Below are 23,454 nucleotides of genomic sequence, written 5' to 3' on the forward strand. Positions count from 1 at the left end.
AAAGAAGGAGAGTGAATTGATTGGGCCTGTATCAGTCTGACTGGGCCATGGCGCCGCCTCACGTACATGCTTATCGTGCTAAAACAACCAGTGAACAGGGGCATTATCATATCATTGAAGGTTTTACTCAGCCGGCAAACGGAACGAATACGGATCGCCATACACACTACTTCACTGGGATTACTTCGTTTGAAAATGGTCATTTCCACCGCTATTACGGGATCTCGGGCCCTGCCATTCCCAGGGCTGACGGAACACATTATCACAAAATTGAAGAAAACACTTATCTCGCTTATAACGAGCCGATTCAGATCCGTTACGGAGGCGTTGTGTACGATCCCCGAAATCACAGCAAAAAAACGCATCGCCATCATTTGAAAGGCAAGACACGGGAAATTGTCGGAAATGAGCCTCTTGGCTGGTAGAAGAAATGTTTACTGCTGCAAAAAAAGGGCAAAATGGATAGGTGGTTATATATGATGAGTGCTATAATGGGGGGAGATTTGTAAAAGAGAGTGATACATAGTGAAAAATAACAAACAGCCCGTTGTCATATTAGTCGGACCAACGGCAGTGGGGAAAACCAATTTAAGCATTCAGCTTGCTAAGGCTTTGAACGCGGAAATTATCAGCGGAGATTCCATGCAGGTTTATAAAGGAATGGACATCGGGACAGCTAAAATCTCTGAACAGGAGACAGAAGGTGTGCCGCATCATCTGATTGACATTCTAGACCCGGCAGATTCTTTTTCCACCGCGGATTATCAAGGCTTGGTCAGAAATAAAATCAGCGAGATCGCAAAAAAAGGAAAGCTTCCGATGATTGTAGGCGGTACAGGGCTTTACATTCAATCCGTCCTTTACGATTATACCTTTACGGAAGAGGCGAACGATCCGGCGTTTCGGGAAGAAATGCAGAAGGCTGCGGCGCAGGAGGGAGCTGAATTCCTTCATGCTAAGCTGGCTGCGGCTGATCCGGAGGCAGCAAAAGCGATTCATCCGAATAATACAAGAAGAGTGATTCGCGCACTGGAGATTTTACATACATCTGGTAAAACGATGTCGCAGCATTTAAAAGAGCAAAAGCGGGAGCTGCTGTACAATGCTGTATTAATCGGGCTTACAATGGACAGAGACACGCTTTACGACAGGATTAATCAGCGAGTCGATCTGATGATGGAAGCCGGACTTCTTCCGGAAGTGAAACAGCTCTACGACCGAAAATTGAGAGACTGTCAATCGATACAGGCGATCGGCTACAAGGAGCTGTACGCATATTTTGACGGATTTGTGACACTTTCTGAGGCTGTCGAGCAATTAAAACAAAACTCCAGACGGTATGCGAAACGCCAGCTGACGTGGTTTCGCAACAAAATGCCGGTTGACTGGTTCAATATGACCCCGCCTGTTGATATGGAGCTGAAAAAAAAGGAAATTTTCACACATATAGCAGGAAAACTGCAACTTTAATCGAAACTGTATGATATAGAGAATCAAGGAGGACGAAACATGAAACCGATTAATATTCAGGATCAGTTTTTGAATCAAATCCGCAAAGAAAATACGTATGTCACTGTTTTTTTACTGAACGGCTTTCAATTGCGCGGCCAGGTGAAAGGCTTTGATAACTTTACCGTATTGCTAGAATCGGAAGGTAAGCAGCAGCTTATATATAAACATGCGATCTCAACTTTTGCACCGCAAAAAAACGTCCAGCTTGAATTAGAATAGACCATAAAGATAAAACGAAATAGAAGAACCTCGGGTTTTCAGCCCGAGGTTTTTTGTGTCGCAGAAATTCCTATAGAGATTACAAAAAATACAGGAAATTGGTTATTTGTGTAAAATCCCTTTTGTTGTACAATGATTTGTAATCACTGGAAAGGGGAGAGGAAAATGAATCACAAACGAAAACGTGCCATATCATGCGGTCTGGTGTTTTTCTTAACATTGCTGTTTGTCACGTTGCCGGTATCTAAAACTTGGGCTGCAAGCGTAAATGGCACGCTGATGCAGTACTTTGAATGGTACCTGCCTAATGACGGACAACATTGGAAACGTTTGCAAGAAGATGCGGGGCATTTATCTGAAATTGGAATCACTGCTGTATGGATTCCGCCTGCATACAAAGGAACGAGTCAATCTGACAATGGATATGGCCCATATGATTTGTACGATTTAGGAGAATTTCAGCAAAAAGGGACAATGCGCACAAAATACGGCACAAAACCGGAGCTTCAGTCAGCGATCAGCTCCCTGCACTCGCAAAACATCCAAGTGTACGGTGATGTTGTTTTGAATCATAAGGCAGGCGCGGATGCAACGGAAGATGTAACCGCGGTCGAAGTGAATCCAAACGATAGAAATCAGGAAATATCAGGAGAGTATCAAATAAAAGCATGGACAGGCTTTCATTACCCGGGCCGCGGAAGCACGTACAGCGATTTTAAGTGGCATTGGTACCATTTCGACGGAGCGGATTGGGACGAATCCCGAAAGCTGAACCGCATCTATAAGTTTCGAGGGGATGGAAAGGCATGGGATTGGGAAGTATCAAGGGAAAACGGCAACTACGATTATTTGATGTATGCAGACGTCGACTATGATCATCCGGATGTTGTCGCAGAAACGAAAAGGTGGGGTACCTGGTATGCAAACGAGCTTCAACTCGACGGTTTTCGGCTCGACGCTGTTAAACATATTAAATTTTCTTTTCTGAGTGATTGGGTAAAGGCAGTCAGACAATCAACAGGAAAGGAAATGTTTACAGTTGCAGAGTATTGGCAAAATAACCTGAACGAGCTCGAAAACTATTTGAATAAAACTGATTTTAAGCAATCTGTTTTTGATGTCCCGCTTCACTATCATTTGCAGGCTGCATCCTCACAGGGGGGCGGCTATGATATGAGACATTTGCTGGACGGCACTGTTGTATCGAAGCATCCAATGCAAGCGGTAACATTTGTGGAAAATCATGATACACAGCCGGGGCAATCATTGGAGTCGACTGTACAAACATGGTTTAAGCCCCTCGCTTATGCCTTCATCTTAACAAGAGAGGCTGGTTACCCGCAGGTTTTCTATGGAGATATGTATGGAACAAAGGGTTCATCGTCAAGGGAAATTCCGTCGCTCAAAAATAAAATAGAACCCATTTTAAAAGCGCGTAAACATTATGCATACGGGACCCAGCATGATTATTTTGACCATGAGGATGTGATTGGCTGGACGAGGGAAGGTGATCAATCGGCCGCCCAATCAGGATTGGCTGCATTAATCACAGACGGTCCTGGCGGGTCAAAGAGGATGTACGTCGGAAAGCAAAATGCCGGCGAGACATGGTATGACATTACTGGGAACCGCTCCGATCCTGTTACAATTCATTCTGATGGATGGGGAGAGTTTCATGTAAACGGAGGTTCAGTATCCATTTATGTACAGAAGTAAGAAAGGGAGGGGCTGAAAGGCTAACACAGCAGCCTCTCTTGTTTTTTATCTTGCGTGGTCTTTTTTATAATGAGAACATAAGAAGGAGGAAAGTGTATATAATGTAAAAAATTTGAACGTAAGAGGAGTGAACGAATGTTTTCTGAATCTGAAGCGGAGTTGAGACGAATCAGAATTGCACTTGTCTGGATTGCTGTGTTCTTATTGTTTGGTGCGTGCGGGAGAGATGAAACAGTGATTGAAACAGATAGCGGAGATTCTTATGAAACGCCCCAGCCAAGTTCATTTCCGCTCGAAAATAATCATTTTGGAATCGTAAATGACGGCAATATAGAAATTTATGAGTATAATGAGGCTGATAACAAGGTAAAGCTTAAAAAAGCGTTTCCGTCTGATGAGCTTGAATAAAATTCACAAGCATGGAATTTTACAAAGCAGACGCAGGCCGCTAAACTGAATACTGACACAGAACATACAGAGGGTGAAATGATGAAGCATAAGATTATTGTCAATCACTGGGAAGAAATCTGTGAAGACGATTCCTGCTATGAATATGGAACGAGTATTATTGTTAATGGAAAAGAATTAATCAGAGAAGCCTCAATTATAAGCGCATTGAAGGCAGTTTTAGAAGAAATCGGCGCTGATGCAGAAATAGAAGAAACAGTCGAAAGCGAAAAATGCTGTGACAGTATAAGAAAAAAAAATCTAGACTACTAAGCAGTTTTTTTTCATGTTATGATATACATCGGCTTAAAAACGACACTTCGAGTAGGATGAGAGATGATTCTCGTTCTGCTCTCTTTTTTGGGCCCTGATGAGGGTGCCAGAGAGAAAATATGAATTTTTTATTAAAACGAATCTATATATTGTGTTTTTACCAGAGGGTAGTATACTATATATAGTGTTAGTGGTTGAGAGATTCATATTTTTTGATAGGTCGTGATAAAACGTGGTACAAATCATATTTGATTCAAAAACAGGGAATGTTCAGCGCTTTGTGAATAAAATAGACTTTCAGCAAATACGCAAGGTGGACGAAATTGACCACCTGGACACTCCATTTGTTTTGGTCACCTACACGACAAACTTCGGCCAGGTACCGGCATCAACACAATCATTTCTCGAAAAATACGCCCATCTCTTATTAGGGGTCGCTGCGAGCGGCAATAAAGTATGGGGCGATAACTTTGCGAAAAGCGCCGATACCATTTCAAGACAATATCAGGTGCCGATTTTGCACAAATTTGAACTCAGCGGCACATCTAAAGACGTTGAATTGTTTACTCAGGAGGTAGAAAGAGTTGTCACAAAATCAAGTGCCAAAATGGATCCAGTTAAATAACGAAATCATGATCCAAAAAGATGGAAAATTCCAGTTTGATAAGGATAAAGAGGCTGTACATAGTTATTTTGTAGACTATATCAATCAAAACACAGTTTACTTTCACGATCTAAAAGAGAAGCTGGATTATTTGATTGAAAATCAATACTACGAAGAGGAATTCTTAAGCCTTTATTCTTTTGAAGACATTAAAGAAGTGTTTAAGACAGCTTACGCTAAGAAGTTTCGTTTTCCTTCCTTCATGAGTGCGTTTAAATTCTATAATGACTATGCTTTGAAAACGAATGACAAGAAAAGAATCCTCGAGCGTTATGAGGATCGGATCTCAATTGTTGCGCTGTTCTTCGCAAACGGGGACACTGAGAAAGCAAAAGAATATGTGAACCTGATGATCAATCAGGAATATCAGCCGAGTACACCGACATTTTTGAACGCCGGCAGAAAACGCCGCGGTGAACTGGTGAGCTGCTTCTTGCTCGAAGTCAATGATTCATTAAATGATATTTCAAGAGCGATCGATATCTCCATGCAGCTTTCTAAACTGGGCGGCGGGGTTTCTCTTAACCTGTCCAAGCTTCGCGCGAAAGGTGAAGCCATCAAAGATGTTGAAAATGCCACAAAAGGTGTTGTAGGCGTCATGAAGCTTCTTGATAACGCGTTCCGTTATGCTGACCAAATGGGACAAAGACAAGGATCTGGTGCGGCGTATTTAAACATTTTCCACCGCGATATCAATGATTTTCTCGATACGAAAAAGATTTCTGCCGACGAGGATGTGCGCGTCAAAACACTTTCTATCGGTGTCGTCATTCCGGACAAGTTCGTTGAGCTTGCGCGTGAGGACAAAGCGGCTTATGTATTCTATCCGCATACCATCTATAAAGAGTACGGACAGCACATGGACGAAATGGACATGAATGAAATGTACGACAAGTTCGTCGACAACCCTAGGGTGAAAAAAGAGAAAATCAACCCGCGGAAATTGCTCGAAAAACTGGCGGTGCTTCGTTCTGAATCAGGCTATCCATACATCATGTTCCAGGATAATGTCAACAAAGTACATGCGAATAACCATATTTCAAAGGTGAAATTTTCTAATCTTTGCTCTGAAGTGCTGCAGGCATCTCAGGTTTCTTCTTACACTGACTACGATGTAGAAGATGAAATCGGTTTGGATATTTCCTGCAACCTGGGATCGCTTAACATTCTCAACGTGATGGAGCACAAATCGATCGAAAAGACTGTTAAGCTTGCGACTGATTCCTTAACTCACGTATCTGAAACGACTGATATCCGTAATGCACCTGCTGTAAGACGGGCAAACAAAGCGATGAAATCAATCGGTCTCGGCGCTATGAACCTTCACGGATACCTTGCGCAAAACGGCATCGCGTATGAAAGTCCAGAAGCGCGCGACTTTGCGAACACATTCTTTATGATGGTGAACTTCTACTCTATCCAGCGTTCTGCAGAGATCGCAAAAGAGAAGGGCGAGACGTTTGATCAATATGAAGGATCAACCTATGCAACTGGTGAATACTTCGATAAATACGTTTCAACTGATTTCTCGCCGAAATACGAAAAAATCGCAAATCTATTTGAAGGTATGCATATCCCGACGACAGAGGACTGGAGTCAATTAAAAGCATTTGTGGCTGAACACGGCATGTATCACAGCTACAGATTATGCATTGCGCCGACAGGCTCGATTTCATACGTTCAGTCAAGCACGGCATCTGTCATGCCGATTATGGAACGGATTGAAGAAAGAACATACGGCAACTCAAAAACGTACTACCCAATGCCTGGGCTTGCATCTAATAACTGGTTCTTCTACAAAGAAGCCTATGATATGGATATGTTCAAAGTCGTAGATATGATCGCGACAATCCAGCAGCACGTTGATCAGGGAATCAGCTTTACATTGTTCCTAAAAGATACAATGACGACTCGTGATTTAAACCGGATTGATTTGTATGCACATCACAGAGGAATTAAAACCATTTACTATGCAAGAACGAAAGATACTGGGCAAGACAGCTGCCTTTCTTGTGTTGTTTGATTAAAGGAGAGTTTATAGTGACGAAAATTTATGACGCAGCAAACTGGTCAAAGCATGAAGACGACTTTACCCAAATGTTTTATAACCAAAATGTGAAACAGTTCTGGCTTCCGGAAGAGATTGCTTTAAACGGCGATCTCCTCACTTGGAAGTACCTCGGGAAAAACGAGCAAGACACGTATATGAAGGTACTGGCCGGATTGACTCTTCTTGATACAGAGCAGGGGAATACAGGAATGCCGATCGTGGCTGAGCACGTAGACGGCCACCAGCGGAAAGCCGTGCTGAATTTTATGGCGATGATGGAGAACGCCGTTCACGCAAAATCGTACTCTAATATTTTCATGACACTGGCACCGACTGAAACGATTAATGAAGTATTCGAATGGGTCAAACAAAACAAATTTTTGCAGAAAAAAGCGCAAATCATCGTCGGACTCTACAAAGCGATTAAAAAAGATGACGAGATTTCACTGTTCAAAGCAATGGTTGCATCTGTGTATTTAGAAAGCTTCCTATTCTATAGCGGTTTCTATTATCCGTTATATTTCTACGGACAAGGAAAACTGATGCAAAGCGGTGAAATTATCAACCTGATCCTTCGTGATGAAGCGATTCACGGTGTTTATGTCGGACTTCTCGCTCAAGAAATCTACAATAAGCAGACAGAAGAGACAAAAGCAGAGCTTCGCGAATTTGCCATTGACCTTTTGAATGAGCTTTATGAGAATGAGCTTGAGTATACCGAGGACTTATACGATCAAGTCGGACTCTCGCACGATGTCAAGAAGTTCATCCGCTATAATGCGAATAAAGCGCTGATGAACCTTGGATTTGATCCGTACTTTGAAGAGGAAGACATTAATCCGATCGTTTTAAACGGATTAAATACAAAAACAAAATCACATGACTTCTTCTCCATGAAGGGGAATGGGTACAAAAAGGCGACCGTTGAGCCGATCAAAGACGACGACTTTTTCTTTGATGATGAAAAAGAGCAGATATAATATCTGCTCTTTTCGGCTTGAAGGTTGAAATAGGAGGACGCAGTAATCATGGGAAAAATGGATGAAATCATCTTGGTCGCTCCGCGCGATGAAGTGTTTAAAAAAGAAAAATTGACTTTTCAAGGCGTAAACAGTGAAGATGCCCGAGTAGCAGAAATTATGGCTCAAATTGAGGCGACCTATTCTGAAATGAGAAGGGGAGACGCAGAAGAAGATCCTCATTATAAGCAGCCGATTCCTTATGTCGTCATTAAACGCGAGGATGAAGTTTTCCTTTATGAGCGGCTGGCTGGCGGCGGAGAATCACGTCTTCACAATAAGCTTTCTCTTGGCTTTGGCGGCCATATGAATCATATTGAAGGAGCTGCTTCCTTTGCCGAGGTCTTAAAGCTGAACACAGACCGGGAGCTTGATGAAGAACTGCAAATCGAAGAAGAGGATAAGCAGGCCATTGTCACATTAGGTTTGATAAATGATGATGACAACAGTGTCGGCAAAGTGCATATCGGGATTCTATCTGCGCTTCAATTAAATCCAGGCTCACATGTGGAAGTCAAAGAGAAAGAGCAAATTGCGGGTAAATGGATGAAAATTTCTGAACTAAAACAAACAGACATTTATAACCGTCTGGAAACATGGTCGCAATTCGTGGTTGACATTCTTGAATAAAAAAACCCGGTTTCTCATGAAGAGGAACCGGGTTTTTTTATCAGGCATGCTCGTCCGCAAACAGTATTATGATTCTAGGAAGACCATAGCGTCAAAGCCGGTATTCTCAGCTCTGGCAGCAAGGGCATCGGCATTATCTTTGGAAGAAAAAGCGCCGATCTGAACTTTATATAATCCGTCCTTTAAGAGCACAATGGCGTCAAAGCCCTTAGACTCTGCGCTGCTTGCAAGATTGTCCGCATTTGCTTTAACCTTAAAAGCCCCGATTTGAACCTTATATAACCCTGAGTCGGATGTTTTCTGAAGGCTGAAGGATTGCTCTAACCCGTTTGCATGTCCTCTTGCCAAGCTTTGAATAAAACTGCTCGTTTTAAGCTTGTTCGCATCTGTAACCGTATCAATAAAACCGTTTTCCGTAAGCAGGGCAGGCATTGAGGATTCCCTTAATACGTGGAAGTTTGCTGTTTTTTTACCGCGATCTGAAAAGTCGACAGCTTGTATGACTTCAGAGTGAATCTCCGATTGGTAAGTCGTTGTCGGTGCTCCGACTCCCGGATAAATGTAGCTTTCGAAACCTGTTCCGCCCCCGGAATTAATGTGAATGGATAAAAAGAAATCGGCTCCCCAGTTATTTGCAGCATTTGTCCGGTCGCTTAAGCTGACATATTGGTCGCTTGTCCGGCTCAGCAGCACAGAAACACCCTCATACTCATTCGTCAATATAGTGCGTAAAGCTAAAGCGATTTGCAAGGTTAACGTTTTTTCTTGGAGACCATTGCCTGTTGCGCCTGGATCGGACCCGCCATGACCTGGATCAATAAAAATTTTAACCATTCTCCATCACCTCATTACAGGATATGAAAAAAGACGGCTTCTGCTTGTACGATTATCATCCGGCAGAAAAATGAGGAAATAACCCCTGTTACCCGAAAAATTATTTCTCGGGAAAGCGCACAATTCAACAGGATATGACAGGAAGGTTGCTAAAAGTTTGTCTTTTAGTCGGTTTAATAAAGGTGGTTATTCAATCAAATTCAGCAGAAAGCGGAGGGGTATCTCTGTAAATGATGCTGACATACACAACGGTCTCCATGCTGCTTCAGTCTTTTTGACTGTGGTTTGGGAGGTCAGTCAGAACGTACTCAATGGAAATAACATTCAGACATTCTTTTTGTTTCCTATTAATATCACTCACTCTTGGTTGCATGGGTTAACGTTTATACTCACTCTTTTCCTCGGTGCCATTATTTTGCTCTCCAGTTCTTCATCGGATTATTGGGCATTTGTATTTGAAGAAGTATGGGGATTTGACATCATCCTAGGCTTAGTCTCTCAGGAAAGTTGATTTCCCGGGTGTTTTACCCGGATTTGTTCCAAAAAGTTGCTGGCTTTTATACATCATCCCAAAATCCTCACTCTGATGAGCCGACAATCGGTTTAGATATCCTGCGCGAAAAGAAGAATACCCAGAAATTTCTTCATCATGTAAATACTGAGCATAAAACGACGATTCTTCTCACCTTCCATCAAATTGATGACGTTGAACGTTTATGTAAACGGATCATCCTGATTGAGGAGGGAGAAATATTCGACGGACCGAAAGAAAAGCTGTCACAATTGACGAACAGTAAGAGAAGCTCAACTGTTGAAGTAGACGCCGTTCATGCAGACTGGGGTTTACTTTCATGTCAACCTACTGAAGTGAAAGGGAAGTATATCTGATAATTCATAAATTCCTCAGCTCATTACAAGCATATCTGCGCATTGAAAATATCCTAACTGAGGTTTATACATCGAAGAAATATCACTTTCATAGCTGATTGTTCTAACAAATTTGCTGAAAATAAAATCTCTTGGTTTGTCCACCCTGTGTTCGTGAATACAATAAGAAATAAAGTATTTCTCGGGAAAGCGCAGGATTCCCCATTGTTCCCGAAAAAAAGCATTTGTTTCGACACATGATAGGCGTTTGTCACATAAGGCATACGCTTGAATATCATATAGAGAGAACTGAGAGGTGAAAATGTTGGAGCGCGCTGTGACTTATAAAAACAACGGACAGATCAACATTATTCTTAACGGACAAAAGCAGGTGCTGACAAACGCTGAGGCAGAGGCGGAATATCAAGCGGCTTTGCAAAAAAACGAAGCTAAGCACGGCATTTTGAAGGAAATAGAAAAAGAGATGAACACACTGGTTGGAATGGAGGAAATGAAACGAAACATTAAGGAAATATACGCTTGGATTTTTGTCAATCAAAAACGTGCGGAACAGGGCTTGAAGGTGGGAAAGCAAGCGCTGCATATGATGTTTAAAGGAAATCCGGGAACTGGGAAAACGACAGTTGCACGGCTTATCGGCCGGCTGTTCTTTGAAATGAACGTACTGTCAAAAGGCCACCTGATCGAAGCGGAACGTGCTGACTTGGTCGGGGAATACATTGGCCACACCGCCCAAAAGACGAGGGATTTAATCAAAAAGTCATTAGGCGGCATTTTGTTTATAGACGAAGCCTATTCCCTTGCAAGGGGCGGCGAAAAGGACTTCGGGAAAGAAGCGATCGACACGCTCGTCAAGCATATGGAAGACAAACAGCATGAATTCATTTTAATTCTTGCCGGATATTCACGGGAAATGGAGCATTTTTTATCATTGAATCCCGGTCTCCAATCCAGATTTCCCATCTCCATCGATTTCCCGGATTATTCCGTCAATCAGCTTATGGAAATTGCGAAACGAATGATCGCAGAGCGGGAATACCAGCTCAGTCAGGAAGCTGAATGGAAATTAAAGGATTACTTAATGACAGTCAAAAGCACAACAAGTCCCATTAAATTCAGCAATGGCCGTTTTGTCAGAAATGTCATAGAAAAATCGATCAGAGCGCAAGCCATGAGACTTCTAATGGGCGACCAATACTTAAAAAGCGATTTGATGACCATTAAAAGCCAAGATCTTTCAATTAAAGAAGATACCGCTGGCTCGATATAGACCTCTTCCTGTGAGAGGTCTTTTTTTCTAATGTATTTCTTGTTTTCACAGCAATCGATTTGTGGTATACACATGCAGGGTTTGGTATGATAATACTACTGCCCAATATGCAATAGAAAGGAACATCCATTTGAACGAACAAGAAACAAGACAGGAAAAGGCCATTTTAGTCGGATGTCAGCTGCCGCATATCACAGATGAGCATTTTGAAAATTCCATGGAAGAGCTTGCATCACTGACAAAAACAGCAGATGGAACAGTATTGACCAGCGTCACGCAAAAACGAAACCGGGCTGACGCAGCTACATATATAGGAAAAGGGAAGGTTGAAGAGCTGAAGACGCTCGTTGAAGAGCTTGAAGCCGATCTTCTTATTTTTAATGATGAACTGTCACCAAGCCAGCTAAAGTCCTTGGCAACTGCGATTGAAGTAAAAATCATCGACCGCACGCAATTGATATTAGATATTTTTGCGAAAAGAGCAAGAACAAGAGAAGGAAAACTTCAAATCGAGCTGGCTCAGCTCCAGTATGCTCTCCCGCGTCTGACGGGACAGGGGATCAACCTTTCCCGGCAAGGCGGAGGGATCGGCGCGAGAGGACCGGGAGAAACAAAACTGGAGACCGATCGCCGCCATATTAGAAATCGCATTCATGAAATTAACACGCAGTTATCCGCTGTCATTCGCCATAGAAGCCGCTACCGGGAAAGAAGAAAGAAAAACGGTGTGCTGCAAATCGCTCTTGTCGGGTATACGAACGCGGGGAAATCAACGTGGTTTAACCGCCTGACAAGCGCTGACAGCTATGAAGAAGACCTTCTGTTTGCCACGCTGGACCCTATGACCAGAAAAATGGTGCTGCCAAGCGGCTACAGCGTGCTCCTGTCAGATACGGTCGGATTTATTCAAGATCTTCCGACGACACTGATCGCTGCATTCCGCTCAACGCTTGAAGAAGTAAAAGAAGCGGATGTGATTCTGCATCTGATTGATTCCTCAAATGAGGAGTACACAGGGCACGAAAAAACGGTGCTTCGCTTGCTGGAAGAGCTTGAAGCAGATGATATCCCGGTGCTGACGGCTTATAACAAACGCGATCAAAAGCTGCCTGACTTTATCCCGTCCGTTGGAAAGAATCATATCATGGTCAGTGCAAGATTTGAGGAGGATGCTGAAAAGTTTAAGGAAGCCATCCAGCGTTATTTGCGCCAAGAACTGTTAACGCCTTTTGAAGCGCAGGTACCGGCAAGTGAGGGCAAGCTTCTCTCCAGAATCAAATCCGAAACGATGGTTGACCGTTTTCATTTTAATGAAGAAAACGAACAGTACGACATATCAGGATATGTACAAGAAGAGCAAAGTATCATCGGTGAATTGAAGAAGTATATGTAAGAAGGGAATACAAGGACATGTTCGAAACTTTAACACACGGAGATTTATTAAAAAAAACAGCAATGGAAGTGGAAACGGAAATTGCCGGCATTCATAAACAAATAGAAGAAATCAGTGAACGCAATGAATGGAGAGTGCTTCAAAGCTATAGAAAACACAAGGTGAGCGACACTCATTTTACGCCGTCTACAGGATACGGCTATGATGACATCGGAAGAGATACACTTGAAAGCATTTATGCAGATGTGTTTGGGGGCGAAGCCGGGCTTGTCAGGCCTCAAATTATATCAGGCACACATGCGATTTCCATTGCTTTATTCGGTGTCCTCAGACCGGGGGACGAGCTGCTTTATATCACAGGCAAGCCGTATGATACGTTAGAAGAAATTGTCGGCGTCAGAGGCGGAGAAAATTCTGGATCGCTAAAGGATTTTCAAATCGGCTACAATGCGGTTGAACTGACTGAAGACGGAAAAATAGATTACGATGCTGTCGCTGCAGCTATCAATCCGAAGACAAAGGTGATCGGCATTCAGCGCTCAAAAGGATATGCCAATCGTCCTTCTTTCTTAATTAGTGAAATCAAAGAAATGATCCGCTTTGTAAAAGAAATCAATGAAAATCTTATCGTATTTGTGGACAACTGTTACGGAGAATTTGTAGAAGAGCTGGAACCTTGCCATGTAGGCGCCGATCTCATGGCGGGATCTCTTATTAAAAATCCGGGAGGCGGTCTTGCCAAAACAGGCGGGTACCTCGTTGGAAAATCTGAATGGATCGAGGCTTGTTCATACCGAATGACTTCACCGGGCATCGGCCGGGAAGCCGGAGCGTCTCTTTACTCGCTCCAGGAAATGTATCAAGGCTTCTTTTTGGCGCCTCACGTTGTGTCACAAAGCTTAAAGGGAGCGGTGTTTACAGCGAGATTCCTTGAAAAACTGGGCTTCACTTCAAACCCGAAATGGGATGCGAAAAGAACAGATTTGATACAATCCGTTGAGTTTTCCGACAGAGAAAAGATGATTGCCTTTTGCCAGGCCATTCAATATGCATCGCCGATCAATGCCCACGTGACGCCTTATCCAGCCTACATGCCGGGATACGAAGATGATGTGATTATGGCAGCGGGCACATTTATACAAGGAGCAAGCATTGAATTATCAGCTGATGGCCCTATCCGCCCGCCATATGTAGCGTATGTCCAGGGAGGATTAACCTATGCGCATGTGAAAAATGCCATATGCAGTGCAGTGGATTCTTTAATGGATAAGAAATTAATTTGAATAGTTTAAAATTTTCACTGAATTTCATGTTAAGAATCCTTACATGTTATTGACACAAAATATAACATCACCTATAATGAAACTAAGTTAAGAAAAGGAGGAAATTGAGATGAGTGATAACATTCGCCGCTCAATGCCTTTATTTCCAATAGGAATTGTCATGCAATTGACCGAATTATCAGCAAGACAAATTCGGTATTATGAGGAAAATGGACTGATATTTCCAGCTAGAAGCGAAGGAAATAGACGGTTATTCTCATTTCACGATGTAGATAAACTGTTAGAAATTAAACACCTGATTGAACAAGGTGTAAACATGGCAGGAATTAAACAAATTCTGGCGAAAGCTTCGGCCGAGCCGGAACAGAAACAAAATGAGAAGACGAAGAAACCAATGAAACATGATCTGTCTGATGACGAACTGAGACAGCTCCTGAAAAACGAGCTTATGCAAGCCGGCCGTTTTCAAAGAGGAAATACATTCCGTCAAGGCGACATGTCCCGCTTCTTTCATTAATCCGTTAGCAACTGTTTTGCTATATACATTTACCTTTTAGAGGAGGAGTTTTACGAAATGGCAAAGTATACAAGAGAAGATATCGTAAAATTAGTAAATGAGGAAAACGTCAAGTACATCCGCCTGCAATTTACCGACATTCTTGGAACAATCAAGAACGTTGAGATTCCTGTAAGCCAGCTTCCAAAAGCACTTGATAATAAGGTCATGTTTGACGGATCTTCTATTGAAGGTTTCGTTCGCATCGAAGAATCAGATATGTACCTGTATCCTGATCTAAATACATTTGTTATCTTCCCATGGACAGCTGAAAAAGGTAAAGTAGCACGTTTCATCTGTGATATTTACAATCCGGATGGCACACCTTTCGAAGGTGACCCGCGAAACAATTTAAAACGGATTCTGAAAGAAATGGAAGATCTGGGCTTCAGTGATTTCAATCTAGGACCTGAGCCTGAATTCTTCTTATTCAAATTAGACGAAAAAGGCGAACCGACTCTTGAATTAAACGACAAAGGCGGATATTTCGACTTAGCTCCAACTGACTTGGGAGAAAACTGCCGCCGCGATATCGTTCTTGAGCTTGAAGAGATGGGCTTTGAAATCGAAGCATCTCACCACGAAGTAGCGCCTGGCCAGCATGAAATCGACTTTAAATATGCTGGTGCAGTCCGCTCTTGTGACGATATCCAAACGTTTAAACTAGTTGTTAAAACAATTGCCCGCAAACACGGTCTGCATGCGACATTTATGCCAAAACCGTTGTTCGGTGTGAACGGTTCAGGTATGCACTGTAATCTATCACTCTTCAAAGATGGCGTTAACTCATTCTATGATGCAAACGCAGATCTTCAGTTAAGTGAAACAGCGAAACACTTCATTGCAGGTATCGTGAAGCATGCAACAAGCTTTACAGCAGTAACAAACCCGACAGTGAACTCTTACAAACGTCTTGTTCCTGGCTATGAAGCACCTTGCTACGTTGCATGGAGCGCGCAAAACAGAAGCCCGCTTATCCGTATCCCGGCTTCCCGCGGCATCAGCACACGTGTTGAAGTGCGCAGCGTAGATCCAGCTGCGAATCCGTACCTAGCACTTAGCGTCTTGCTTGCTGCAGGTTTAGATGGAATCAAAAACAAACTAGAAGCGCCAGCTCCAATCGACCGCAACATCTACGTGATGAGCAAAGAAGAGCGCATGGAAAACGGAATCGTCGACCTTCCTGCAACACTTGCTGAAGCATTAGACGAATTCAAATCAAACGAAGTGATGGTCAAAGCTCTAGGCGAGCACCTATTCGAGCACTTCATCGAAGCAAAAGAAATCGAGTGGGATATGTTCCGCACGCAAGTACATCCTTGGGAGCGCGAACAGTATATGTCTCAGTATTAATCTGATAAACCTTGATTTGATAGGGTTTTAGATTAATAACTAGGTGGTCAAGTCAAGTGGGATAACTAGAAACAACTAGTTTGACCACTTTTTGACCACCAAAAAAATTAAAAAAATTTAGGACAAAAGTGAATTCATGTATTCTTCATAACCATCCACTGATGTATTTTCAAGCTTCTCAGATATATGAGAGTATACGTCCGATGTGATGGTTATATTTTTATGTCCGAGTCTTTCTTGAACAAACTTCATACTTGCACCTGATTCTAGAAGAAGGACAGCATGAGTATGTCTTAAACCATGAATTGGCATTTTTTCTAATCCAGCTTTCTTCAGAATGCGATTGAGTGCATTGAAGAGGGTAGACTTTGGTAAAGGTTTTCCATCCTGTCTACAAAAAACAAGATCTAATTCATGTTCGTAAATCTTATTAAAAACTATTCTATTATCATTTAAATAGTTCATGTGTGTTGTTAACTCTTTTGCTAATGAATTGCTAATTTTAATTCTTCTTTCGGATTCATATGTTTTTGTTTCTCCAAATATTTCTTCTCCCTCTTTAACTTGAAAGTCTAATGATTTGTTAATGTTGATGAAGTTATTTTTTAGATCAATATCCTTTCTTTGTAAAGCAGCTGCTTCTCCCTTACGCATTCCTGTTTCAAGTAAAGTTTTAAAGAAGATATAGTACAAATAATTATCTTGTCTTGCAAATTTAAGGAAGAGGGAAATATCATCTGACTTAATGTATTCTAACTTTTCTTTTTTCTTAGATTTAGCCCTTGGAATTGTTACCCCTTCACATGGGTTTTCTTCAATTTTTTTAAGAGGCTTTACTGCCGTAGCTAAAGCGTTGAACATTGTCCCGTGAATGATTTCAATTGTTCTTTTGCTGTATCCCTGGTCTGCTAAATAATTAATAAATTTTTGATAACGTAAGGGTTTAATATCTTTTAGTTTAATCTCCTTAAAATAGGGGAGAATTTTTGTATTAACATTTCGTTCATGAAGAATGTAAGTGTTTTTCCTAACATTACCTTGTTTGTATTGAGCGAGCCAATCTTTAAGATAATGCTTTAAAAGGGTTTCTCCTCCGTTAATTTCTAAATCACCTATCAATCTTTGCTCTTCTTGTCTTGCAGCTATCTGTGCCTCTTTTTTTGTTTTAAATCCACTTTTGGAGACTTCGATTGGCTCTTGAGTTAAAGGGTCTTTATGTTTTATTCTGTATTGCCATGTAGTTCCTCTTTTTCTGAAACTAGCCATATTATTCCACCTTTCGTTTGTAACATATCCCATTTTAGCACTTAGTTTTTTGAGGGACAATCAAAAAATTCAGATAAGTAAGTCTCTAGCATATATTGAAGTGAATTTCTCCTCTTTACTCTAAATAAAAGCTGTTTGAATACATCCTAAATTTAAAGTATCCTGTATATGTATCATAGTTGGTATATCAGCCACTATAGGCCAGAGAGTTCCCTCACATACTCTCTGGCCTTTTGTTTAAAAAAGCTAAAAATCCCTTTAAAAGGGCTTTATATCTAACACATTATCTAGGAGTTCTGAAAACTTTATAATCATAACCTATTTGTTTGCTATATTTACTGTCTTTGTAGACGTACATATCAACGATTGTGTATCTATACTTTTTGTCGTAGGCTAAGTATTGGGTTGTTGAGTAATAACGAGTTGGTTTTTTGTGATAGAATGTTCCAAACACAGCTTGAGCGAATATACCAGCCCAGGAGTATTTAAGACCAGGTAATCCTGCAGCAATTCTTGCTCCTAATTCAGCTGCAGTGTCTATGTTCTTAGAGTTCCCTCTAAAATGATCTACAACCTTCCATTTTGTTGATGGTGGTACAGCTTGAATTGAAATTTCTCCATTCTCTTGGATGACTGGAACTGATGATGTTTTAACTAATTCTTGAAGTGGTGTTGAATTAACCTGAGTGATATAACTTGGTGTAGGTTCTGAGATTCTGCATGGCTAGTTAGTGGAGCCACTGTTGAGAATAGGAGTCCGAGAGATAGGGTAGTTAGAACTGTTTTTTTCACTAACAATCATCCTTTCAAGTTTTTTAATGCTTATGACTATCTGGATGCTGTATAATTATAACATATAATATACATATTTTGGAGGTTGAAATTATGAACTTTGATGACAAAAAGAGTATATTAAAGACTGTAGGGAACATATTTATGGTTCTTGTTCTTATCTCTTTATTTGTTTATGCATTCTCCAATGAATCTATTGGATGGTATGTTAAGATCACTTCTATTGTGATGTTAACTATCTCTTATATTTGCTACGCTTTAATTTCTTTGCAGGAAAAATGGTTCATTTTAACTTTGATTATCTCCTGGCTTGTGATTATTTTTTGGGTATTCTAAATCAATAAGGCTGCCGTTTACCTTCCATTTCAATGCGGAAGTATGAACGACAGCCATCTTTATTATTTACGGTGACATTAATTATCCTCCACAGGGTTACTTTTAGATTATTTGGATTTCCTTTCGATGAGGCGCTTTCTTCTGGGACGGATTTTAACTCCAGAAAGTCTTTTTTCAATCTTAAATAACAAAGTAGGCGGATGATTCAGAATATTTATTATTTACATATAGAGGATTTACTGTTATAATATGTATATCTTACATATAGGAGGTGTTATTAATGTCTATTTTTAACCCTTTTGAAAGTGAGTATGAAAATCGTCTTAATGAAGAATATGGAGAAACATCTCCAGCAAACTAAGTAAAAATGGTGGCTGACATATATTATTGTCAGCCACTCATCTTTTATTTCAACTATTTTAGTTTAATAAAAAGTAAATTAAAACCTACCAAGGAGATTTTGACATGTTATTGAAAACTTCAGATAACATTATATGTTTTTGGAAAAATGGACATTTTGTGCTAGATAGTTTTTTAAAACATGAACAAAGAAGTATTGATCCTTCAGTTTATCCTGTACTAGAATTATTCTCAACGTGGAAAGAAGAAAAAGATGTATTTACTCTAATTAGTAAATATCCGAATTTTAGCAAAGAGTACTTAGAAAATGTACTGAAACAATTAGTAAAGTCTAAGTTACTAATTGAAAAAGGATCACCTGAACATGAAGAAGAAGAAAAATTAAAACACTGGGGGACATGGGGTACAGCGTGTAAGTATTTTCATTATAATACGCGATTATTAAATAAAGATAAATATATAGATAAGGATCAACAATATAATCGTTTGCAAATTAAGAAAAAAACGGAGGAACCTCCAGGTTTATACAAAGCCCTTGAAGGTGCAGAACAAATTAAGTTGCCTTTACCATCTTTTGGACAGGATAAGCAGTTTTTGGATACTTTACTTAATCGACAAACTATAAGATCTTTTAGTCAAAAACCAATTCTATTAGATGACCTTTCCACGATGATGTATTTGACGTATGGGGCTCAAAGCTGTAAACGTGATGTTGGAATTGACAAACTTATTTTCAAAACAAGTCCTTCAGGTGGTTGTAGGCATCCAATTGAAGTGTATCCGGTTATTTTAAATGTTGATGGGCTAGAGAATGGTTTATATCATTACTCTGTTGCTAATCATACTCTTGAGGTTATACATAAAGATAATATGATTGATAAAGTTGTTAAGATGGCTGCCGGTCAAGAATTTGTACAAAGGGCATCAGTATTATTTTTCTATACAGCTTGTATCGAACGTTCAATGTGGAAATATCAAAGTCCTAGGACTTACAGGGTTGTAATGATGGATATGGGACACTTAAGCCAGACGTGTTTTTTAGTATCAGGCTGGCTAGGTTTAGGTGCTTTTTTCTCTGGTTACCTTAATGATGAGACTGTAGAGGAAGAGTTGAAAATTGATTCAAATAAAGAGATTGTTCTTGGAGTTTCTGGAATTGGGTACAGATCAGAAGAATCAATAAAACTAGGTCGAGGTTTAAGGTTTGCAAAGGAGATGAAAGATGAATTTCAATGTGGAAATATTTAAAAACCGAAATCTAATAATTATATTAACCAGCCAATTAGTATTCCAACTAGCTTTATGGATTGGTTTAATTGGAAACCTTCAATTTTTACAAAACAATGTACATTCACATCTCTTACAATCTTTGCTGTTAGTTGCGGGTAGTGTTTTTAGTCTGCTTATTGGTCCTTATGCGGGCAACTTAATTGACGGAATATCAAAGAAGAAAATCCTTCTTATTGTTGGCGTATTACGTATGTGCTCTGTTATTTTTATGTTTGTTGCCATATTTACGAATTCAGTTTGGCTGATGCTTCTTTATAGTATTGGGGTAAGCTCTTCTGCAGCATTCTTTGAACCTGCACTTCAAGCAACTATATCTGAAGTTACAGATGAAAAACATTTGGTGTTCGCTAACTCATTAAATCTAAATATTGTAACATTAGCTAGGATCTTCGGCGCTACTTTGGGAGGAATAATATTATCGATTACTTCGTTATTTTCACTTTATCTAATTGCTTTTATTAGCTTTTTATTCGTATTAATAATTACCTTTTTCTTAAAAATTGAAGAGAATCATCTAATAGTCAAAAGAAAGAGAAAAAAAGTTATATTTCGTGAAGTTTTCCCAGTTATCTCTGGTAAATTTGATGTGAAAATGATCTTGTTTCTTTCGTTAACTCCTATTGTTTTTATTGCAGGATTTAACTTGTTCATAGTAGAGATTAGTACGATTCAAAACAATCCGTCTGTAAAAGGACTTTTATATGCTATCGAAGGCATTTCACTTATTTTATCTAGCACACTTGTTAACAAATTAACTCGCAATAGAAATCAAATTAAATTTTTATTATTAGCAAGTTTCTTAATTGGAACCGTATACTTTATATTGTCTTTTTCTAATTTTAGATTGGCACCTTTTATTGCTTTTTGTTTGTTTGGTTTAGCTTATGGATTATTTAGTCCCCTCGCAAATACATTTAATCAGAAAGTTGTTCCTAATGAATTTCATGGTCGTTTTTTTGCATTTAAAGCCATGTTAGAAAGAACTGTCATACAAATCTCAATGGTTTCTATTGGTTTTTTACTAGATGTCTTAGGTTTTAATAAAGTTGTAATTGTGCTAGGATTTATATCAACTGTCTTAGTTTTTATCCTTACTGCCTTTTATTTTGGAAATTTGAAAATGAAAAATAACAAAAAAAATTCTTCAACAACTAATTCTCAGATTTAAAAATAAGTAGTTTAGTAGTCTCTATAGTCCATGATACAATAACTTAAATATAAACTTTGAATTTCCTTAAAAGTCTCCTTTTTAAAAGTGAGGCTTTATTTATTTGGAATTACTTTTTATTTATTTGACTGTCAATTCATCAGTGAAAAAAGCCCCCAGATAGGGACTTTCAATTAGCGTTCACATGCATCCTGTCCATTTTAGATTGGTATGCAGGGTGAGAGCTAGATACTCCATTCGAATATTTCTTTCTTAACTCAGTAATTATTTGAAAAGCAACATTTATTTCAATGTTTTAGGTAGTTCTGTTTTTTGTTTTAATTCCCAACGTTGTGAACCAATAGGAGCTTTCGCAAAACTATTTATATTAGGATCATCTATTGGAGGACAAAGTGGCACAGGAATAGATGATACAAATCCTATAATTTGAATACCTGGAACCTTAATTGTTGTACCATCAAATTCTGAATGGAATGTTTCAGGGCTCTGACTGGATTCGTAACTACCTGATAATTTAAAACACCCTTATCCAATTGAGGCCCCGCCACTTGTTGCTTCCTTAATAATCTCTTTAAATTTTTCTTGTGTTTTCAACAACATATTCATAATCGGATGTAGCTTCTCTGCACCATTTAGTTATTTCAATACATCGCTTTGCGGCAACAAGGGATAGCCCAGGCTAAATCTGATCTTCTCTCCCTTCAAGGAGATATCAGCCATAAGCCCCAACCAAATGATGCACCACCTCGATATGATTCATAATAATCTGTTACCGTCTATTCTCTTTTTACTTAGTATCGGGTCATTGTATAATTCAGCAAAATCCGCCAGTTTAATCACCTCCGTTAATTTTGTTGATAAGCTTCCAAGTTCAGATTCACTAAAGCCCATTCGTCCAAATGAACCAGTGATTTCAAGGATATCCGAAATTTTATTAGATAGTTGATCACCAAGATCAATTGAGGATGGATTGCAGTAGTTCATTAAACTTGTAATCAGGTAAATCCATTACACGTCTAATGTCTGTCATTAAAGTATCGATTTGAATGACTTGCTCCACCATTGACTTTAATGCTTGAACTCCTGAATAGAACATCGTCCCACTCAGAAAATATGCGGGCATACGACTAAATGATTGTGCTAATTGTTCTCCAAAGCCTGAAACGTTAGAAGAAGCAGATGATGCATTCGCAGATACTTCTCTGAACTGATATTGAGATTCTGCATTTGTGTTCTTAAATTAGGGGTTCTTGCCGTAAGTTGGTTAACTGAGTTGAGATAATTCTGTAGGGCAGAGGAGTTAACAGTGCTAAGTGAACTGCCGTAACGAGTATTGAGGTTTTGAACATTTATTTGCGCTTGACGTTGATATAATTGAACTTGATGCTCAAGTTCTTTTGTTTTTGCTTTAGCGGTAGAGGAATCATCAAGTCGTTTAATACGATTTGCAATTTGATCAATTTGAGCAGCAGTTTGAGCACCGTTAATTGAAGTGGAAAGTCGAGAGAGCACCTGGGAAGAGACTAATCCTTTTTCTCTTAACTTTTCTAAGGTTTGGTTTAATTGTTCAATTGCTTTCCTTTGTTGATCGTAATTGGTTGTGGTTCTTGAAGAAGTTGCATTAGTTTTAGAGTCAGTCGTATAGACGATGTCTTCAAAACCGTTACGGTTTTTCTGTACAACCTTTGTGGTTTGGCCTTGTAAGTTTTTTTGTTCGGTCTTTTTTTGTACTTGACCTAATTTTTCAGTAGCTTGAGCGAGCTTGTTAACTTCTTGAGTTTCTTGCCTTAGAGCAGCATTGCGATTATTAATTATTTTCGTTTCACGTTGAAGAATCTCCCCGTTTTTCTTGTATTGCTGAGTGAGCTTTTCAACTGATCCGTCAGCATTCTTAATTACTGTGGACGTTTCTTTTACTGTTTGATTATAGGATTTTAGATTTTTTTGATACGCATCTACAGCAGAAGAGAATTCTTGCAGAGCTTTTAAGGTTGTAGAATCAACATTTGTGTTGAGTTTGAGGGAGTTAAGCTTCTTTTCTAAAGATTTGATTTGCTGATTTAACTGGTCGACAGTTTTTGATGAGGTATCAGCTTGCGGGGTTAATATGATTTTGAGGTTTTGACTCAAGTAAG

General features: G+C 39.8%; 20 protein-coding genes and 3 pseudogenes. 18 read left to right on the forward strand and 5 right to left on the reverse strand.

Features of this window, described 5'->3' with window-relative positions:
• Positions 1–47 precede the first annotated feature (47 nt).
• The 10 genes from CJU60_RS11880 to CJU60_RS11925 all read left to right on the forward strand — a co-directional run bounded on the left by CJU60_RS11880 (position 48) and on the right by CJU60_RS11925 (position 8,530).
• Positions 48–425 carry a YmaF family protein gene (locus CJU60_RS11880; RefSeq protein ID WP_253295324.1) on the forward strand — a complete coding sequence of 126 codons (378 nt, stop codon included), beginning with the start codon at positions 48–50 and terminating at the stop codon, positions 423–425.
• 100 nt (positions 426–525) lie between these two features.
• On the forward strand, positions 526–1,470 hold the full coding sequence (miaA, locus tag CJU60_RS11885) for a tRNA (adenosine(37)-N6)-dimethylallyltransferase MiaA (protein ID WP_095713876.1): 945 nt from the start codon (positions 526–528) through the stop codon (positions 1,468–1,470).
• Positions 1,471–1,509: 39 nt separating this feature from the next.
• Entirely contained in the window at positions 1,510–1,731 is a 222-nt protein-coding gene (gene hfq, locus CJU60_RS11890; RefSeq protein ID WP_003221097.1) for an RNA chaperone Hfq, read from the forward strand.
• Between the two features lie 165 nt (positions 1,732–1,896).
• A complete protein-coding gene (gene amyS / locus CJU60_RS11895; protein ID WP_095713877.1) occupies positions 1,897–3,447 on the forward strand; it encodes an alpha-amylase in 1,551 nt (516 codons plus the stop codon).
• A gap of 135 nt (positions 3,448–3,582) precedes the next feature.
• Positions 3,583–3,855, forward strand: a complete 273-nt coding sequence (locus tag CJU60_RS11900) for a YmzC family protein (RefSeq protein ID WP_024121496.1) — start codon at positions 3,583–3,585, stop codon at positions 3,853–3,855.
• 81 nt (positions 3,856–3,936) lie between these two features.
• Positions 3,937–4,167: a hypothetical protein gene (locus tag CJU60_RS11905; RefSeq protein WP_024121497.1), complete on the forward strand. Its 231-nt coding sequence runs from the start codon at positions 3,937–3,939 to the stop codon at positions 4,165–4,167.
• 232 nt (positions 4,168–4,399) lie between these two features.
• Positions 4,400–4,792, forward strand: coding sequence for a class Ib ribonucleoside-diphosphate reductase assembly flavoprotein NrdI (gene nrdI, locus CJU60_RS11910; protein ID WP_024121498.1), 393 nt, complete (start codon positions 4,400–4,402; stop codon positions 4,790–4,792).
• On the forward strand, positions 4,752–6,854 hold the full coding sequence (gene nrdE, locus CJU60_RS11915; RefSeq protein WP_095713878.1) for a class 1b ribonucleoside-diphosphate reductase subunit alpha: 2,103 nt from the start codon (positions 4,752–4,754) through the stop codon (positions 6,852–6,854). Before nrdI ends, nrdE begins: the two co-directional genes overlap by 41 nt.
• Before the next feature lie 17 nt (positions 6,855–6,871).
• A complete protein-coding gene (nrdF, locus tag CJU60_RS11920; protein ID WP_044155791.1) occupies positions 6,872–7,861 on the forward strand; it encodes a class 1b ribonucleoside-diphosphate reductase subunit beta in 990 nt (329 codons plus the stop codon).
• A gap of 48 nt (positions 7,862–7,909) precedes the next feature.
• Entirely contained in the window at positions 7,910–8,530 is a 621-nt protein-coding gene (locus tag CJU60_RS11925; protein ID WP_095713879.1) for a hypothetical protein, read from the forward strand.
• 66 nt (positions 8,531–8,596) lie between these two features.
• Here the strand turns inward: CJU60_RS11925 and CJU60_RS11930 are convergent, their stop codons facing one another.
• Positions 8,597–9,364: an N-acetylmuramoyl-L-alanine amidase gene (locus CJU60_RS11930; RefSeq protein WP_095713880.1), complete on the reverse strand. Its 768-nt coding sequence runs from the start codon at positions 9,362–9,364 to the stop codon at positions 8,597–8,599.
• Between the two features lie 534 nt (positions 9,365–9,898).
• Between CJU60_RS11930 and CJU60_RS11940 the strand changes: the two genes are divergently transcribed.
• The 6 genes from CJU60_RS11940 to glnA all read left to right on the forward strand — a co-directional run bounded on the left by CJU60_RS11940 (position 9,899) and on the right by glnA (position 16,107).
• Positions 9,899–10,252, forward strand: a complete 354-nt coding sequence (locus CJU60_RS11940; protein WP_141243779.1) for a P-loop NTPase family protein — start codon at positions 9,899–9,901, stop codon at positions 10,250–10,252.
• Positions 10,253–10,553: 301 nt separating this feature from the next.
• Positions 10,554–11,522: a stage V sporulation protein K gene (gene spoVK / locus CJU60_RS11950; RefSeq protein ID WP_049809927.1), complete on the forward strand. Its 969-nt coding sequence runs from the start codon at positions 10,554–10,556 to the stop codon at positions 11,520–11,522.
• Positions 11,523–11,652: 130 nt separating this feature from the next.
• Positions 11,653–12,915, forward strand: a complete 1,263-nt coding sequence (gene hflX, locus CJU60_RS11955; RefSeq protein WP_095713882.1) for a GTPase HflX — start codon at positions 11,653–11,655, stop codon at positions 12,913–12,915.
• Between the two features lie 17 nt (positions 12,916–12,932).
• Positions 12,933–14,198 (forward strand): methionine gamma-lyase family protein, encoded by a 1,266-nt coding sequence (locus tag CJU60_RS11960; protein WP_095713883.1) that lies wholly within the window; start codon positions 12,933–12,935, stop codon positions 14,196–14,198.
• 109 nt (positions 14,199–14,307) lie between these two features.
• Positions 14,308–14,715: a transcriptional repressor GlnR gene (glnR, locus tag CJU60_RS11965; protein WP_010334345.1), complete on the forward strand. Its 408-nt coding sequence runs from the start codon at positions 14,308–14,310 to the stop codon at positions 14,713–14,715.
• A gap of 57 nt (positions 14,716–14,772) precedes the next feature.
• Entirely contained in the window at positions 14,773–16,107 is a 1,335-nt protein-coding gene (glnA, locus tag CJU60_RS11970; protein ID WP_024121509.1) for a type I glutamate--ammonia ligase, read from the forward strand.
• Between the two features lie 117 nt (positions 16,108–16,224).
• Here the strand turns inward: glnA and CJU60_RS11975 are convergent, their stop codons facing one another.
• Positions 16,225–17,373 carry a tyrosine-type recombinase/integrase gene (locus CJU60_RS11975; protein ID WP_095713884.1) on the reverse strand — a complete coding sequence of 383 codons (1,149 nt, stop codon included), beginning with the start codon at positions 17,371–17,373 and terminating at the stop codon, positions 16,225–16,227.
• Between the two features lie 1,593 nt (positions 17,374–18,966).
• Here CJU60_RS11975 and CJU60_RS11985 point away from each other — a divergent pair.
• Together CJU60_RS11985 and CJU60_RS11990 are read left to right on the forward strand one after the other, a co-directional pair.
• The gene (locus CJU60_RS11985) at positions 18,967–20,109 is read left to right on the forward strand and encodes a SagB/ThcOx family dehydrogenase (protein ID WP_095713885.1); all 1,143 of its coding nucleotides are present in this window, start codon (positions 18,967–18,969) and stop codon (positions 20,107–20,109) included.
• Entirely contained in the window at positions 20,084–21,319 is a 1,236-nt protein-coding gene (locus CJU60_RS11990) for an MFS transporter (RefSeq protein ID WP_095713886.1), read from the forward strand. Before CJU60_RS11985 ends, CJU60_RS11990 begins: the two co-directional genes overlap by 26 nt.
• A 169-nt stretch (positions 21,320–21,488) precedes the next feature.
• On the opposite strand, the pseudogene CJU60_RS11995 reads toward CJU60_RS11990, so the two are convergent.
• The 3 pseudogenes from CJU60_RS11995 to CJU60_RS12000 form a co-directional block, all read right to left on the reverse strand.
• A pseudogene (locus CJU60_RS11995) lies at positions 21,489–21,593 on the reverse strand (excalibur calcium-binding domain-containing protein); the annotation flags it as partial.
• Positions 21,594–21,893: 300 nt separating this feature from the next.
• Positions 21,894–21,974, reverse strand: a pseudogene (locus tag CJU60_RS21830) (hypothetical protein); the annotation flags it as partial.
• Between the two features lie 176 nt (positions 21,975–22,150).
• Positions 22,151–23,449 (reverse strand): annotated as a pseudogene (locus tag CJU60_RS12000) (phage tail tape measure protein); the annotation flags it as partial.
• Positions 23,450–23,454 lie beyond the last annotated feature (5 nt).

It is taken from the genome of Bacillus sp. 7705b (assembly GCF_002289525.1).
GTDB lineage: Bacteria > Bacillota > Bacilli > Bacillales > Bacillaceae > Bacillus > Bacillus halotolerans.

Excerpts from the sequence above, each read along its gene's own strand:
- CJU60_RS11880 (WP_253295324.1), top strand. The coding sequence starts at position 48 with ATGGCGCCGCCTCACGTACATGCTTATCGTGCTAAAACAACCAGTGAA.
- hfq (WP_003221097.1), top strand. The coding sequence starts at position 1,510 with ATGAAACCGATTAATATTCAGGATCAGTTTTTGAATCAAATCCGCAAA.
- amyS (WP_095713877.1), top strand. The coding sequence starts at position 1,897 with ATGAATCACAAACGAAAACGTGCCATATCATGCGGTCTGGTGTTTTTC.
- CJU60_RS11900 (WP_024121496.1), top strand. The coding sequence starts at position 3,583 with ATGTTTTCTGAATCTGAAGCGGAGTTGAGACGAATCAGAATTGCACTT.
- CJU60_RS11905 (WP_024121497.1), top strand. The coding sequence starts at position 3,937 with ATGAAGCATAAGATTATTGTCAATCACTGGGAAGAAATCTGTGAAGAC.
- CJU60_RS11925 (WP_095713879.1), top strand. The coding sequence starts at position 7,910 with ATGGGAAAAATGGATGAAATCATCTTGGTCGCTCCGCGCGATGAAGTG.
- CJU60_RS11930 (WP_095713880.1), bottom strand. The coding sequence starts at position 9,364 with ATGGTTAAAATTTTTATTGATCCAGGTCATGGCGGGTCCGATCCAGGC.
- spoVK (WP_049809927.1), top strand. The coding sequence starts at position 10,554 with ATGTTGGAGCGCGCTGTGACTTATAAAAACAACGGACAGATCAACATT.
- CJU60_RS11960 (WP_095713883.1), top strand. The coding sequence starts at position 12,933 with ATGTTCGAAACTTTAACACACGGAGATTTATTAAAAAAAACAGCAATG.
- glnR (WP_010334345.1), top strand. The coding sequence starts at position 14,308 with ATGAGTGATAACATTCGCCGCTCAATGCCTTTATTTCCAATAGGAATT.
- glnA (WP_024121509.1), top strand. The coding sequence starts at position 14,773 with ATGGCAAAGTATACAAGAGAAGATATCGTAAAATTAGTAAATGAGGAA.
- CJU60_RS11975 (WP_095713884.1), bottom strand. The coding sequence starts at position 17,373 with ATGGCTAGTTTCAGAAAAAGAGGAACTACATGGCAATACAGAATAAAA.
- CJU60_RS11985 (WP_095713885.1), top strand. The coding sequence starts at position 18,967 with ATGTTATTGAAAACTTCAGATAACATTATATGTTTTTGGAAAAATGGA.
- CJU60_RS11990 (WP_095713886.1), top strand. The coding sequence starts at position 20,084 with ATGAATTTCAATGTGGAAATATTTAAAAACCGAAATCTAATAATTATA.